This is a genomic window from Bradyrhizobium sp. LjRoot220 (genome assembly GCF_964252915.1).
Taxonomy (GTDB): domain Bacteria; phylum Pseudomonadota; class Alphaproteobacteria; order Rhizobiales; family Xanthobacteraceae; genus Bradyrhizobium.
The window spans coordinates 185,632-200,772 of sequence record NZ_CAXUPS020000008.1; the positions used below are offsets into that span (position 1 = coordinate 185,632).

At 64.1% G+C, this 15,141-nt stretch carries 11 protein-coding genes; 8 read left to right on the forward strand and 3 right to left on the reverse strand.

Annotation, left to right across the window (positions count from 1 at the left end; translation table 11 throughout):
• Window positions 1–70 precede the first annotated feature (70 nt).
• Window positions 71–3,610, reverse strand: a complete 3,540-nt coding sequence (locus ACSQ84_RS28540; RefSeq protein WP_436215057.1) for a hypothetical protein — start codon at window positions 3,608–3,610, stop codon at window positions 71–73.
• Between the two features lie 202 nt (window positions 3,611–3,812).
• Entirely contained in the window at window positions 3,813–4,403 is a 591-nt protein-coding gene (locus ACSQ84_RS28545) for a PadR family transcriptional regulator (protein WP_436215058.1), read from the reverse strand.
• Window positions 4,404–4,600: 197 nt separating this feature from the next.
• Between ACSQ84_RS28545 and ACSQ84_RS28550 the strand changes: the two genes are divergently transcribed.
• The 5 genes from ACSQ84_RS28550 to ACSQ84_RS28570 all read left to right on the forward strand — a co-directional run bounded on the left by ACSQ84_RS28550 (window position 4,601) and on the right by ACSQ84_RS28570 (window position 11,347).
• A complete protein-coding gene (locus ACSQ84_RS28550; RefSeq protein WP_436215059.1) occupies window positions 4,601–4,996 on the forward strand; it encodes a nuclear transport factor 2 family protein in 396 nt (131 codons plus the stop codon).
• Window positions 4,997–5,114: 118 nt separating this feature from the next.
• Window positions 5,115–6,905, forward strand: coding sequence for an acyl-CoA dehydrogenase C-terminal domain-containing protein (locus tag ACSQ84_RS28555; protein WP_436215060.1), 1,791 nt, complete (start codon window positions 5,115–5,117; stop codon window positions 6,903–6,905).
• 298 nt (window positions 6,906–7,203) lie between these two features.
• Window positions 7,204–8,412 (forward strand): acetyl-CoA C-acetyltransferase, encoded by a 1,209-nt coding sequence (locus ACSQ84_RS28560; protein ID WP_436215061.1) that lies wholly within the window; start codon window positions 7,204–7,206, stop codon window positions 8,410–8,412.
• 138 nt (window positions 8,413–8,550) lie between these two features.
• Window positions 8,551–10,767 (forward strand): 3-hydroxyacyl-CoA dehydrogenase NAD-binding domain-containing protein, encoded by a 2,217-nt coding sequence (locus ACSQ84_RS28565; RefSeq protein ID WP_436215062.1) that lies wholly within the window; start codon window positions 8,551–8,553, stop codon window positions 10,765–10,767.
• A gap of 187 nt (window positions 10,768–10,954) precedes the next feature.
• The gene (locus ACSQ84_RS28570) at window positions 10,955–11,347 is read left to right on the forward strand and encodes a VOC family protein (RefSeq protein WP_436215063.1); all 393 of its coding nucleotides are present in this window, start codon (window positions 10,955–10,957) and stop codon (window positions 11,345–11,347) included.
• 203 nt (window positions 11,348–11,550) lie between these two features.
• On the opposite strand, the gene gstA is transcribed toward ACSQ84_RS28570, so the two are convergent.
• Window positions 11,551–12,165 carry a glutathione transferase GstA gene (gstA, locus tag ACSQ84_RS28575; RefSeq protein WP_436215064.1) on the reverse strand — a complete coding sequence of 205 codons (615 nt, stop codon included), beginning with the start codon at window positions 12,163–12,165 and terminating at the stop codon, window positions 11,551–11,553.
• A gap of 161 nt (window positions 12,166–12,326) precedes the next feature.
• Here gstA and ACSQ84_RS28580 point away from each other — a divergent pair, with 161 nt between their 5' ends.
• The 3 genes from ACSQ84_RS28580 to ACSQ84_RS28590 all read left to right on the forward strand — a co-directional run bounded on the left by ACSQ84_RS28580 (window position 12,327) and on the right by ACSQ84_RS28590 (window position 15,050).
• Complete coding sequence (locus ACSQ84_RS28580; protein WP_211997896.1) at window positions 12,327–12,815, forward strand: MarR family winged helix-turn-helix transcriptional regulator; 489 nt, start codon at window positions 12,327–12,329, stop codon at window positions 12,813–12,815.
• Between the two features lie 108 nt (window positions 12,816–12,923).
• A complete protein-coding gene (locus ACSQ84_RS28585; protein ID WP_436215065.1) occupies window positions 12,924–14,294 on the forward strand; it encodes a glutamate--cysteine ligase in 1,371 nt (456 codons plus the stop codon).
• A gap of 201 nt (window positions 14,295–14,495) precedes the next feature.
• The gene (locus ACSQ84_RS28590) at window positions 14,496–15,050 is read left to right on the forward strand and encodes a PAN domain-containing protein (protein WP_436215158.1); all 555 of its coding nucleotides are present in this window, start codon (window positions 14,496–14,498) and stop codon (window positions 15,048–15,050) included.
• Window positions 15,051–15,141 lie beyond the last annotated feature (91 nt).

Below are 15,141 nucleotides of genomic sequence, written 5' to 3' on the forward strand. Positions count from 1 at the left end.
GATCCTCACTGCAAAGCCGAGCGAGGCCACGCCGGCCCCGCTCGATGACGCAACCTTATATATGGGAGGATTATCGGGGCGATGCCAGCGGCACCGCCGCCGCGGCCCGCTTGGTCGAAGCCGTCTTGGCCGCGGGTTTGGCCGGGCTGGCCTGCGCCGGCGCCAGGTCCCAGCCGCCGGCCGGGGCCGCGACATTGACGGCGGCGTCGGGCTGCGGCTCTGGCGTAAAGGTCTGGATCGCGAGCTTGGCCGCGGCCAGCGACTGGGCGTCGAGGCGCTTGGCGATATCATCGCGCTTGCGGCCGGAATCCTCATCGCCCTGCGCTGCCGCGAGACTGAACCATTTGAAGGATTCGGCGAGGTTCTGTTCGACCCCGATGCCGCGGGCATAGAGGATGCCGAGGTTGAACTGGCTATCGGCGACGCCGCGGTCGGCGGCCTTGCGGAACCATTGCGACGCGACCTTGTAATTGGCGCCCTTGCCGCCGCCATCGGCGTCGAGCACGGCGAGGTTATGCATCGCCTTGGCGTTGCCGCGTTCGGCCGCCTGCAGATAGTAACGCCGCGCGACGTCGACGTCCTTTTTCACGCTCATGCCCTTCTCGTAGAAGGTACCGAGCCGGAAGATCGCGGGCACCACGCCGGCTTGCGCCGCGCGGTCATACCATTTCGCGGCTTCGTCGAGATTGGCCGCAACGCCCTTGCCCTCGGCAAAGCGCACGCCGACCTCATAGGCCGCGGCCGGATCGCCCTTCAGCGCAGCCGCGCGCAGCGCCGGTCCGCCGATGCCATCGGGCAGTTTCTCGTTCGGCGGAATTTGTACCGATCCAGGCTTGCCGGAGCCAGCTACCGCCGGGATCGCGCCGGTAGTGTCGCTGGCATGAATCAGCGACATGACCGCCTGCGGCGGGATGGACGTCGCCGCTTGCGGCGGCATCGCGGCCTGAGGAATCGTCGCATGCGGGATCGCGACTTGCGCGCTGTCCAGCGTGTTGGGCGCCGAACCGCCGTTCGATTGCCGCCCGATCGGGGCCGGCGAAATCATCGAAGGCGCGGCCGGTGCCGGCATGGCCGGCTTGGCGCTGTGCTCGGCCGGCGCATGCGAGGTCGGCGCCGGATCGGCGGATTCCATCTGCGGCATTTGCGGCGCGCTGCCGGTGTCGAGCAGCGTCATCGCCATCTTGAAGGTGCCGAGCACGATCACGACCACGCTGGCGCCGACCAGCAGCTGGCGGATCTTGGCGGTGATGTTCGATGGCTCCTTGCCGCCGGTCTTGCCCTTGTCGATGGCGGTAACCTTGGTGGTGGCCTTCGAAGCCGCCTTCGCAGCAGCCTTGGCTGCCTTCTCGTTGGCGGGCGCGGCGGCCGCCGCCTGTGCGGCGCGGCGCGCGGCGGCAATGAAACTCGACGAACTGACCGGCTCCTTGGCGACCGCGGAAATTTCGTTGATCACGCTTTCCGACGCTGCGATGCGTTCGGAGGGCGATGACGCCCGTCCGGCCGGCCGCGTGCCCGGCTCCAGCGGATGATCCGGCGGCAATTCCGGCACAATCGCGGTGCGCGGCGCCGCGGCGTGCGGCTCGAGGATTTCGCTGATGGCGCGCGGCGTCGTCGGCGGCATGGCCGGCGGCGCTACCGGCTGGGCGGCATGGAATTCGCGAGGGGCGGCGGCAAACTGCTCCTGCGCGGCGGCGGGATTCGGCAATTCCGGTTTCAACTGCGGCGCATAGGTCTGCGCTGCAGGGGGCGGGACCTGCGGCGCAAAGGCCTGCGGGACATAGGCCGGCGGCGCAAAGCTCGACGGCGGCATCGCCGCGCGCGGCGCATCTTCGCGGGCTTCGTACGGTGCAGGGGCAGGCGCTGCGGCCGGCGGCGCGGCGCGAACCGCGCGCAGGTCGCCTTCGATCATCGCCAGACGATCGACCACATGGCCGAGCGTGCTGTGCACTGTCTCCAGCGAGTCCTGGGTGCGGCGGTCGGTTTCCGACTGGTTGAAGCGGATGTCCGACAACTCGCGCTTGACGGCTTCGACGATGCTGGAATCCATCGGCTGCGGCGCGCTGTAGCTGCTGGTGTTGTCGGCGAGCCTGACCAGATTCGCGTGCTGGTGTTCGAGATGGCGCAGGATGTCCTGCAGCCCTTCCTCGACGCGCCCGAGATTGCCGCCAGAACCGCCCGAGCCGCCGGAGGTTTCCAGGCGTTCCAGCAGATACGTGACGCGCTGTTCGAGATGGGTGAATGCCGAAGCGTTGTCGTCGCCGGCCGGGATGCGATCCAGGCGTTCGGACAGCGAGCGCAGCGCGCCTTCGATATATTCCGAATTGTCGCTTGCGACCGGCCGCTCGCGGGTTTCGATCGACGAGGTCAGCGCGGCAATGCGCTGCTCGAGGCTGGCCAGCGACTCGCTGTTGTCGCCGGCACGGGACAATTGATCGACCTTGGCCGACAGCGCGTGCAGGTCGTCGGAAACCCGCGCCAGCGCATCATTGGACGCGACGTTGGAGGCGATCGCGCGCATCGCCGAGATCGCGTCTTCAAGCTGGCGCACCGTCGACGGATCGTCGTTTGAACGCAGGATCAGATCGAGCTTGGTGCCGAGATTGCGGATCGCATCGTCATAGCCGGTGAGCTGCTCGGCCGGCTTCAGCGCACGCAGCGCGTCGTAGATTTCACCGAGCGCGCGCTCGAGGTTGGCCAGCACCTGGGCGTCGGTGCCGTTCTGGCGGGTTTCGTCGATGCGGCGCGACAGCGAACGGATTTCGTTCTCGATCGAATCGATCGCCTGGCGCGGCATCGCCTCGGTAATGGCGCGGCGGATATCGGCAAGCTCGGTGCGGAAGGCGGCGATCGACTGCTCGACATTGTCGGGGCGTTGCAGGGCCTCGATCTGGCTCGTGATCTTGAGCAGGTGCCGTTCCAGCGAGGAGAAATCCGGACCGGCGGGCGTCGCAGCAGGTGCGGGCGCCGGTGCGGGCGGCTGCATCGGCGGCGCGTAATGCATGGCAGGGGCGCTCGGCGCCATCGGCGGCACACTTGCCGCCATCGGCGGCGGGCTGCGCGGCGGCATCTGCCGGGGCGGCACACCGTCCAGTTCGTTCTGGCGCGCGATGATTTCGGCGATCGCCGAATCAAACGACGCCGGGCTCAGCGGCGGCGAGGGACGATAGACCTGCGCCGCGGCGCGCTCGACCATCTCGGCCTGGCGCTGCTTCTCCTGCACCGATGGCTGGCGCGGGGCGTGGTTTGAGATCTGCGACAGCCGGGCATCGAGGCGCGAAATGGCGTCGTTCAACTGCCGCGCGACAGTTGGTTCGGCCCGGGGGGCTTCCGTGCGGGGCGCGTCGCTCCGCGCGGGGGGCCGTGAAATCTGATCGATCTGCCGGGTGATCGAATCGAGCCGCTGGTGAATGTCCGCGACGTCGCGGCTTTCCTGGCTCGGCAGCGCCGGCTGTTCGTCGTAGGACGCACGGAAATTGGGAGGGGTGGATTCGCCGATGGTGGAATTGAGCCAGTCGTTCAACGACATGCCGGCGCGCCGCGCGGCCGCCTCGGCCTTTTCGCGGACGTTTGGATCGATGCCCTCTACACTCCACGATACGCGCGAATTCATGCTCTCGTCCGGTTCTGACTTCGGCGCTTCCTGCGCCTTCAGCTTCCCCGCGCGTCCCCCACCCCAGGAGACAATCGAATTCCGCGCAGGTCGTCTGCCTCAGATCCTGACTTTTTCCCGTTACGGTAAAGAACGGGTTAAGGAATCGGCCCGACGGTCCCAAAAGTTAACCGTGGAACCCGATCAACGGGTTCCGCAGGCCTCAGCGGTTGTTTTCGCGCCTGTCGTCTTCGAGCAGCAGGACGGAGGCGGGCTTGGCGACGGCGGCCAGGGTCTCGATCGCCTCTTCGCACCATTCCGCCACGGCTTGTTCGTGGCGCAGGCCGATGCGCAGCCCCAGCAGCTTGCCGGTATCGGCGACGGAGGTGGCTTTGCCGCTCGGAAACAGCTTGTTCAAAATGCGCTCGTAGCGGGCATAGCGATCGCGGTGGTGTTCCAGCCGTGCCATCAGGTCGGCGCGCAACGGCTCGATATCGAAGCTGTCGAGCGCACACAGCCGCACCAGAAGGTCGTCCTTCATCATGGGGGGGCTGCTCGGCCGGGCACCCCAGTGCCGCAGCGCGGCCCGGCCTTCCTGCGTCAGCGTATAGACCAGCTTGTTGGGCTTGCCGGACTGCACCACCTCGTGGCCCTGGATATGGCCGCGATCCCTGAGTTTTGAGAGCTCGCGATAGATCTGCTGGTGGTCAGCCTTCCAGAAGAACCCGATCGAGGAATCGAACGTCTTGGCGAGCTCATAGCCCGACATCGGACGTTCCGTCAGACAAGCAAGGATTGCGTCACCGAGCGCCAATACGTCGATCCCTCAAATGGTGCGTCCGAGAGCATGCAGCGCGTGGACAAAAAATCGCGAAAACAACCCCATGCAAAGATAGAGGCAGCCGGTCGCTCGACCAATCTGTCGCGTTGACTTTATGCATAAAGTTGCATATGCGTCAACGTGCATAAAAGATTGGGCTGAACCCCGTGTAAGCCGATCGGAGACGCATCATGACCGTGACTGCCGCCATCACCGCCCTGGACAAATGGTACGGCTACATGAAGTCGCACGATAAGGCGGCGCTGTGGGATCTCCTGCACCCCGACGCGGTGTTCGAGAGCCCCGTGGTCCATACGCCGCAGCGCGGGCGTGACATCACCTTCAAATACCTGTCGAGCGCCGAGCAGGTGCTGGGCGGCCCGGGCTTCAAATATGTCGGTGAATGGCGCAGCGACAATGGCGCGGTGCTGGAATTTGAAAAAGAAATCGACGGCATCGTGATCAACGGCGTCGACATCATCACCTTCGCGGATGGCAAGATCAGCCATTTCAAGGTGATGGTGCGGCCGCTCAAGGCGATCACCCTCTTGCATCAGATGATGGGCGCGCAACTCGCAAAACAATGAGGCCGCGTCGGCCGGAACCGGATAAGGTCCGTCCCTGAAATCTGAAGCGCCTATCGGCCCGCCAGCCTTCACCTGAAACGTATCAGCCAACTCATTCTGCCCCTGCCGGGAGAACACCATGCCGACCTACAAAGCCCCCGTGGAAGACGTCACCTTCCTGCTCAACGATGTGTTTCAGATCGACCGCTACGACAATCTCCCGGGATTTACCGACGCTTCGGCAGATGTCCGCGAAGCGATCCTCGGCGAGGCCGCCAAGCTTTCGGAAGAAGTGCTGCAGCCGCTCAACCGTGTCGGCGATCTCCAGGGCTGCGTTCGCCACGATGACAACAGCGTCACCACCCCGAAGGGTTTCAAGGAAGCCTTCAAGCAGGTCGCCGAGGGCGGCTGGCTCGGTCTCTCCGCACCGGCGGAATATGGCGGGCAGGGGCTGCCGGTCACGCTGAGCCAGGTCGTCACCGAATTCCAGAGTTCGGCCAACATGGCGTTCTCGATGTATGGCGGCCTGACCATGGGCGCGACCGCCGCGCTGATGGTGCATGGCAAGCCCGAACAGAAGAAGATGTTCGTGCCGAAAATGGTGGCCGGCGAATGGACCGGCACCATGAACCTGACCGAACCGCAATGCGGCACGGATTTGGGTCTGCTCCGCACCAAGGCCGTCAAGCAGCCCGACGGCAGCTACAAGATCACGGGCACCAAGATCTTCATCTCGGCCGGCGAGCACGATCTCGCCGACAACATCATCCATCTGGTGCTGGCGCGCATCGAAGGCGCTCCCGCAGGCATCAAGGGCGTCTCGCTGTTCGTGGTGCCGAAGGTGCTGGTCAATGCCGACGGTTCGCTGGGCGCACGCAACGGCGTGTCCTGCGGCTCGATCGAGCACAAGATGGGCATCCACGGCAATTCCACCTGCGTGATGAACTACGACGGCGCCACAGGCTGGCTGATCGGCGAGGAAAACAAGGGCATGCAGGGCATGTTCGTGATGATGAACGAGGCCCGCCTCGGCGTCGCCGTGCAGGGCCTTGCGCAATCCGAGGTCGCCTATCAAAATGCGGTCAATTACGCGCGCGAGCGCCTGCAGGGCCGCGCGCTGTCCGGCGCCAAAGACCCGGATAAGGCGGCCGACCCGATCATCGTGCATCCCGATGTGCGCCGCGTGCTGCTGACGATCCGCGCCTTCAACGAGGCGGCCCGCGCGATGGTGGTGTGGACCGCGCTGAAGAGCGACGTCGCCCACCGCTCAAGCGACCCGAAGGATCGCCAGGAGGCCGACGATCACATGGGCCTGATGACGCCGGTCATGAAGGGCGTCATGACCGACGTCGGTTTCTCGAACGCGGTGCTGGCGCAGCAGATGTATGGCGGCCACGGCTACATCGCCGAACACGGCATGGAGCAGTTCGTGCGCGATGCGCGCATCGCCATGCTCTATGAGGGCGCCAACGGCATCCAGGCGCTCGACCTCGTCGGCCGCAAACTGCCGCGCGACGGCGGCCGCGCCGTGATGGCGTTCTTCGGCGAGGTTGCCGGCTTCGCCAAGGAGCACGGAGCAGACGAGGCGATGAAGCCGTTCGTGACGCCGCTCTCGACCGCACTCGGCCATCTGCAGCAGGCCACCGGCTGGCTGATGCAGAACGCGCTCACCAAACCCGACAATGCGGGTGCCGCTGCCACCGATTACATGCAATTGTTCGGCCTCGTCACCTTCGGCTATATGTGGGCGCGGATGGCCAAGGTGGCGCAGGACAAGATTGCGTCCAGTGGGGCCACGCCCTATCTGACCACCAAGCTGGTGACCGGCCGCTTCTTCATGGAGCGGATGCTGCCGGAAACGACGGTGCACCTTGCGCGCATCCAGACCGGAAGCGCGACCACCATGGAATTAGCGGCGGAAGCGTTCTGATAGGTCATTACGAGCCAACGTGTCGCGAGAATGCGGCCACACATTCAGTTGTCATCGCCCGGCTTGACCGGGCGACCCAGTATCCAGAGACGTCGATGATAGAACCGAAAAGCCGCTGCGTACTGGATCACCCGCTGGAGCCTGTCATCGGGCGGCCATTCGGCCGACCCGGTGGCGGGTGACGACAGCTGTGGGTGCGGCCACACCATCCACGTCCTCGCAATGACGGACTGCACGATCTGACTGTTCTGAACTTCGTCTGGCTCGATGAGAGCCGAGACCGAACCGGGAGAAAACGATGCCTGAGGCATATATCTACGATCACGTTCGCACCCCGCGCGGCCGCGGCAAGGCCGACGGCTCGCTGCATGAAGTGACCGCGCTGGCGCTGGCCACCGTGCCGCTGCAGGCGCTGAAGCAGCGCAACAATCTCGCTGAAGACGTCGTCGACGACGTGATCCTCGGCGTGGTCGATCCGGTCGGCGAGGCCGGCTCCGACATCGCGCGCTTCGCGGCGCTGAAGGCCGGTCTTGGAGAAGCCGTCCCCGGCGTCCAGATCAGTCGCTTCTGTGCTTCAGGTCTCGATGCCGTGAATTTTGCCGCCGCCCAGATCATGAGCGGCCAGCATGACCTCGTGATCGGCGGCGGCGCCGAATCGATGAGCCGCGTCGGCATCGGCGCCTCCGGCGGCGCCTGGCCGATGGATCCGTCGATGGCGGTACCGGCCTATTTCATGCCGCAGGGCGTCTCGGCCGACCTGATCGCGACCAAATACGGTTTTTCGCGCGACGACGTCGATGCCTACGCGGTGCAGAGCCAACAGCGCGCCGCAAAGGCCTGGGAAGAGGGCCGCTTCAAGAATTCCGTGGTGCCGGTAAAGGACGTCAACGGCCTCACGATTCTCGCCAAGGACGAGCACATGCGCCCGACGACGACGATGCAGTCGCTCGGCCAGCTGCAGCCGGCATTCGTGGCGATGGGCCAGATGGGCGGCTTCGATGCGGTCGCGATCCAGTCGCATCCCGAAGTCGAGCGCATCAACTACGTGCACCACGCCGGCAATTCGTCGGGGATCGTCGACGGCGCCGGCGCGGTGCTGCTCGGCAGCAAGGAAGCCGGCGCCAAACACGGCCTTAAAGCGCGCGCGCGAATTCGCGCCTTCGCCAATATCGGCTCCGAGCCCGCGATGATGCTGACCGGCCCGGTCGACGTCACCGAAAAGCTGTTCGAACGCTCCGGCATGAAGAAGTCGGACATCGACCTGTTCGAACTCAACGAGGCCTTTGCCTCGGTGGTGCTGCGCTACATGCAGGCCTTCGAGATCGACAGCTCCAAAATCAACGTCAATGGCGGCGCGATCGCGCTCGGCCATCCGCTCGGCGCTACGGGTGCAATGATCCTCGGCACCGTGCTCGACGAACTCGAGCGCACCAACAAGTCGACCGCGCTGGTGACGCTGTGCATCGGCGGCGGCATGGGCACCGCGACGATTATCGAGCGGGTCTAGGCAACGGCGTCATCCTGAGGTGCGAGGGCGAAGCCCGAGCCTCGAAGGATGATTTGAGAACTCATCAGGTCATCCTTCGAGGGCCTCGCAAGGGCGAGGCCACCTCAGGATGACGGAAACAGATCGGGAGCGACCAACATGGCCTTCAAGAATTTCAAGCTGGAAACCGACGCCGACGGCATCGTGCTCGTCACCTGGGATACGCCGGGACGTTCGATGAACGTGCTCGACGAGACCTCGGTCACCGAGCTCGAGGAGATCGTCAAGCAGACCACCGGCGATGCCGCCGTCAAGGGCGTCGTCATCACCTCGGGCAAGGAGGCGCTGTGCGCCGGCGCCGACCTGTCGATGCTCGAAGGCATGGCCCATCAATATGCCGATCTGCTCAAGGCCAAGGGCGAAGAGGCCGCCAATCAGATGCTGTTCGACCAGAGCCGCCGCTTCTCGCAGGTGTTTCGCAGCATCGAGACTTCAGGCAAGCCGTGGGTCGCCGCGATCAATGGCCTCGCGCTCGGCGGCGGCTTTGAGCTGACGCTGGCCTGCCACTACCGGGTCGCCGCCGACAACCCGAAGACCCGGCTCGGTCTGCCGGAAGTGAAGGTCGGCCTGTTCCCCGGCGCCGGCGGCACCCAGCGCGTGCCGCGTATCGTGCAGCCCGCCGATGCGATGCAACTGCTGCTGAAGGGTGAGGCGGTCAACCTCGTCAGGGCCAAGGCACTCAATCTCATTCACGCCATCGTTCCCGCCGCCGACATGATCACGGCGGCGAAAGACTGGATCAAGGGCGGCGGCAAGGCCGTCGCACCGTGGGACGAGAAGGGTTTCAAGCTTCCCGGCGGCCCGGTGTTCTCCAAGGCGGGCATGCAGATGTTTCCGGCGGGCAATGCGATCTACCGCCGCGAGACCTACGACAATTACCCGGCGGCGCGCGCCATCATGAGCTGCGTCTATGAAGGCCTGCAATTGCCGATCGATGCGGCGCTGCGCGTCGAGTCGCGCTACTTCACGCAGGTCCTGCGTTCCAATGAAGCCGCCGCAATGATCCGCAGCCTGTTCCTGTCGATGCAGGAATTGAACAAGGGCGCGCGGCGTCCGCCAAACGTGCCGCCGACCAAGGTGAAAAAACTCGCCGTGATCGGCGCCGGCTTCATGGGCGCCAGCGTCGGCTATGTCTCGGCGCGCGCCGGCATCGACGTGGTCTTGATCGACCGCGACCAGGCCAGCGCCGACAAGGGCAAGGGCCACGCCCAAACCGTGATCGACGATCTGATCAAGAAGGGCCGCGCCAAGGAAAGCGACCGCGACGCCGTGATGTCGCGCATCAGCGCCACCGCCGATTACAGCGTGCTGAAAGACTGCGACCTCGTCATCGAGGCCGTGTTCGAGGATCGCAAGGTGAAGGCCGAGACCTACGCCAAGGCGCAGCCGCTCCTGAAGGACGGCGCGATCTTCGCCTCCAACACCTCGACGCTGCCGATCAACTCGCTGGCCGAGGAATTCAAGGACCAAGGCAAGTTCATCGGCATTCACTTCTTCTCGCCGGTCGAGAAGATGATGCTGGTCGAGATCATCGTCGGCAAGAACACCGGCGATGCCGCGCTCGCCACCGCGCTCGATTACACGCGGATGATCGGCAAGACGCCGATCGTCGTCAATGACTCGCGCGGCTTCTACGCCAACCGCTGCGTCGGTCGTTACATCGCCGAAGGCAACGAGATGTTCCTCGAAGGCGTGCCGCCGGCGATGATCGAGAACTGCGCCAAGATGGCCGGCATGCCGGTCGGCCCGCTGTCGCTGTCGGACGAGGTCGCGCTCGACCTCGGGCTCAAGGTGATCAAGGCAACCGAGGCCGACCTCGGGCCGAACTCGATCAATCCCGACCAGAAGAAGCTGATGGTGGAGTTGGTGGAGAAGCAGGGCCGTCTCGGCCGCAAGAACAGCAAGGGCTTTTACGACTATCCCGAGAAGGGCAAGGGCCAGAAGAGCCTGTGGGCGGGCCTCGCCGACCTGCAGCCGAAGAAGCTCGACCCCGACACGCTCGACATCGAGGAGCTGAAGCAGCGTTTCCTGGTGGTGCAGGCGGTGGAAGCCGCGCGCACGGTCGAGGACCACGTCATCACCGACATGCGCGAGGCCGACGTCGGCTCGATCCTTGGCTTCGGTTTCGCGCCGTTCACCGGCGGCACGCTGTCCTATATCGACTTCATGGGTACCAGGAAGTTCGTCGAACTCTGCCACCGGCTGGAAGCCAAATACGGCTCCCGCTTCACGCCGCCGAAACTTCTGGAAGACATGGCGGCCAAGGGCGAGACGTTCTACGGCCGCTTCCCGCCGAAGAAGCTGGCGGCGGCATAAAACAAATCTATCGTCGTCCCCGCGAACGCAGGGACCCATAGCCACCGTTGGTAGTAGTTGTGCAAGGTGTCAGACACCTCGATCCAACTGCGCGAGCAACGCGGTATGGGTCCCTAATTTATTGGAACCAACTTGCTGCCTGGCGCCTATCCGTGCTGGCCAAAAAACTCGAAGCGGAAACACGCCGATGATCCATCATGTTTCGTTAGGCACCAACGACCTCAAGCGCGCCAAGGGGTTTTACGATCCGCTGATGTCTCTGATCGGCTTTCGGGCTTTGAAGGTTTCGGACAAGGCGGCCCATTACGGCGCTTCCGAAATCGTGTTCAGCCTTGAAACGCCGGCAGATGGCCAGCGCGCAACACCGGGCAATGGCGTTCATGTCGCGTTTCTGGCACCGGACCGGGAAACGGTCAGGTGGTTTTACGAAAGGGCGATAGCCAACGGCGGAATTGACGAAGGCGCGCCCGGCATTCGGGAAAACTACAACGCCAATTATTACGGCGCCTTTGTTCGCGACCTCGACGGCAACAAGATTGAAGCCGTGACCTTCACGGCGAAGGAGCGCATCAACACTTGAAATTGGCGGCCAGCCGTATCGATCGTCGTCCCTGCGAACGCAGGGACCCATAGCCACAGGCGGAAATTGGTTCAGAAGGTAATTGCCTTCAGCACTCGATCGCTAGATCACGCAGTATGGGTCCCTGCGTTCGCAGGGACGACGTCAAACAAAAAGGGCCGGATCATCGATCCGGCCCTTTCTCGTTGTTCAATGTCGACCCGTTACGCCGCTTTCAGCAGGCCTTCCTTGGTCAGCGCTTCCTGCACCTTCGGGCGCGCGCCGACGCGGGCCTTGTAGGCCATCAGGTTGGAGAGATCCGCGAGATCCCATTTCATCCGCTCGGCCCATGACAGCATCGTGAACATGTAGCCGTCGGCTACGGTGAACTGCTTGCCCATCAGGTAATCTTTCCCGGCCAGTTCGCCATCGACATACTTGAACTTGCCCATGACCCGGTCCTTGAAGAAGGCCTTGGCGTCATCGGCGAGCGCGGGGCTGAACTGCGGGCCGATGTTCTTGTGCAGTTCGCTGTTGATATAGGTGAGCCAGGCCTGCAGCTTGTAGCGATCGGCATGGTCGCGGGTGGGGGCAAGATTCTTGTCCGCGGCCTTGTCGGCGATCATCTGGACGATGACCGGGCCTTCGGTGACCAGTTCGCCGGAATCCAGCGCCAGCGCCGGCACCTGGCCCTTCGGATTGACCGTCAGATAGTCGTCGCCGTTTTCCAGCTTCTTGGCGCGCAGGTCGACCTTGACCAGATCGTAGGGGAGGCCGGCCTCCAGGAGGGCGATATGGGGCGACAGCGAGCAGGCGCCTGGCGAATAATACAATTTCAATGGATTTTCCTCCCTTTGGAAAGTTCTGCCTTTGGAATCTTGGCATAAGGCCGCGGAACGACTAAATGCATCTGCATGTAATAGTCAAGATTGATGCAGCTGCATTTAGTGCGGTACACTCATCTGTGACAGACGAGGACCTGTGGCATACGGGCTGGACCATGAAACGCAAACCATCGACCGAGGCGACCAACGCCTGGATCCGCCTGATGCGGGTGCAGAGCCGGGTGCTTGACGCCGTCGAGCAGGATCTGAAGAAGGCAGGCTTCCCGCCGCTGGCCTGGTATGACGCGCTGCTGGAGTTGTCGCGCGCGCCGTCGGGCGAGATGCGCCCGGTGGAACTGGAGAAGCAGATGCTGATCCCGCAATACTCGACCTCGCGGCTGATCGACCGTCTGGTCGATGAAGGGCTGGCGGCGCGGCGCGAATGCAAGATCGACAAGCGCGGCCAGTTCGTCGAGATCACCGAGGCGGGCCGCGAATTGCAGAAGAAAATGTGGAGCGCCTATTCCGCCGCGATCGAAAAACACGTCGGCTCCAAACTGTCCGACACCGACGCCATCAAGCTCTGCGGTCTGCTCGACCGGCTGGGCTGCTCCTGCAGCGAGGTCAGGGCGGCCGCCGTGCGAGACGGCGTTCCGGCCCGATGATACGACTGCTATTCTCGGTTCCTGCTATCGTTTTTGCGGACAGCGCTGTCCGCAATGTTCCCTGCCACACGGCGCGTTCGGTCGAATCGCCAAAGATCCGGATTTTTTATGGCGCGTGACCAAATCGATATGACGCCGCTGCAATCGCGCGACGAACTCGTGGCGTGGCTGGCGGACGGCGTGAAGCCGCCGTCCGAATTCCGCATCGGCACCGAGCACGAGAAAACCCCGTTCACGCTCGAGGGGCATCACCCGGTGCCGTATGACGGCGCGCGCGGCATCGGCGCGCTGCTGGAGGGCATGAAGCTGCTGCTCGGCTGGGAGCCGATCATGGAGCGCGGCAACATCATCGGGCTCTATGACGTCACCGGCGGCGGCGCGATTTCGCTGGAGCCGGGCGGGCAATTCGAATTGTCGGGCGCGCCGGTCGAGACCGTGCACCAGACCCAGTCGGAGCTGATGGCGCATCTGGCGCAGGTGCGCGAGATCGCGACCCCCTTGGGGATTGGCTTTCTCGGCCTCGGCATGACGCCGTCCTGGTCGCGGGCGCAAATCCCTGTGATGCCCAAGGGCCGCTACAAGATCATGAGCAGTTACATGCCGAAGGTCGGCCAATACGGCCTCGACATGATGTACCGGACCTGCACCGTGCAGACCAACCTCGACTTCTCCTCCGAAGCCGACATGGTCAAGAAGCTGCGGGTATCGGTGGCGTTGCAGCCGATCGCGACCGCCTTGTTCGCCAATTCGCCGTTCACCGAAGGCAAGGTCAACGGCTTCCTGTCGTTCCGTTCCGAAATCTGGCGCGACACCGACAACGCACGTTCGGGCATGATCCCCTGGGCGTTCGAGGACGGCATGGGGTTCGAGCGCTGGGTCGACTACGCGCTCGACGTTCCGATGTATTTCGTCAAGCGCGGCGACAGCTATGTCGACGTGTCAGGCTCCTCGTTCCGCGCCTTCTTCGATGGCAGGAATAATTCATTGCCCGGCGAGCGGCCGACGCTGTCGGATTGGGCCAATCACCTCTCGACGATTTTCCCGGAAGTGCGGTTGAAGCGTTATCTGGAGATGCGCGGCGCCGACGGCGTGCCGTGGGGCCGGCTGCCGGCGCTGCCGGCGTTCTGGGTCGGCCTTTTGTATGACGACGATACGCTGAACGCCGCCTGGGATCTCGTGAAGCACTGGACGGCGGCGGAGCGTCAGGCGCTGCGCGACGACGTGCCGCGCTTCGGCTTCAAGGCCCGGATCCGCGACCGCTATCTGTTCGAGATCGCGAAGGAATGCCTGAAACTGTCCCATGCCGGCCTGCGGCGGCGCGGCCGCATCGATCACCTCGGCCGGGACGAGAGCCGTCATCTCGAACCGCTGGAGCGGATCCTCGAATCCGGCCGCACACCGGCCGAAGAGATGCTGGATAAATTCAACGGCGCCTGGGGCGGCTCCGTTGAGCCGGCCTACCAGGAATACGCTTTCTAGAGCCTTTTCCGTTCCGATTGAATCGGAACGGGACTCTAGATTCTTGATTTGACGCGTTTTCTTCACGCGAACCGGTATCCACTTCGCTGGAAAACGCTCTGGATCAGCTCGCTTGCCGCGTTCCCGGGCCGTTCATCCGCCATACAGGTTGAGGCGGTTCCAATGGCAACCTTCGGAACGCGCGCATTCGAAAGCAATCTCATGGGGATAGGCCGCCTGCTCAGGGCGTGTTTGGTGACGCTCGCCTTTTTGGCGGCGGCAGCACCCGCGCGCCCGGCCGCGGCGCAGGCCAATTTCGACCGCCCCGGCGGCGATTATCTGAGCTCCCCGGTGATCTCGGGCGATCCGGCCGACTGCGCCCTGGTGTGCGAACGCGACCGGCGCTGCCGGTCGTGGAGTTTCAATTATCCGACCGACCTGACCAGCGGCGCGGTGTGCTGGCTCAAGAGCAACGTGCCGGCGCGCGTCCAGGACAGCTGTTGCGTCTCCGGCGTGCGCGGCGCCGGCGTGGTCGAGCCGAGGAACAGCGCGATCGAAACCTCGATCGACCGGTTCGGCGGCGATTACAAGAATTTCGACGTCAAGAGCAAGGACGGCGACGACGCCTGCAAGGCGGCCTGCACCGCCGACAACAAATGCCGGGCCTGGACCTATGCGCGCCCGGGCTACGCCGGCAAGGAAGGCCACTGCTTCCTGAAAAAAGACATCAAGCCGCCACGCCGCAAGGCCGGGTTCACCTCGGGCGTGGTGCGGTGAAAAAACTCGATGTCGTCCCTGCGAATGCAGGGACCCATACGCCGCGGCCGTCCTGATCAAGGGAAGTGGTCGAGGACTTCCTTAACTTACG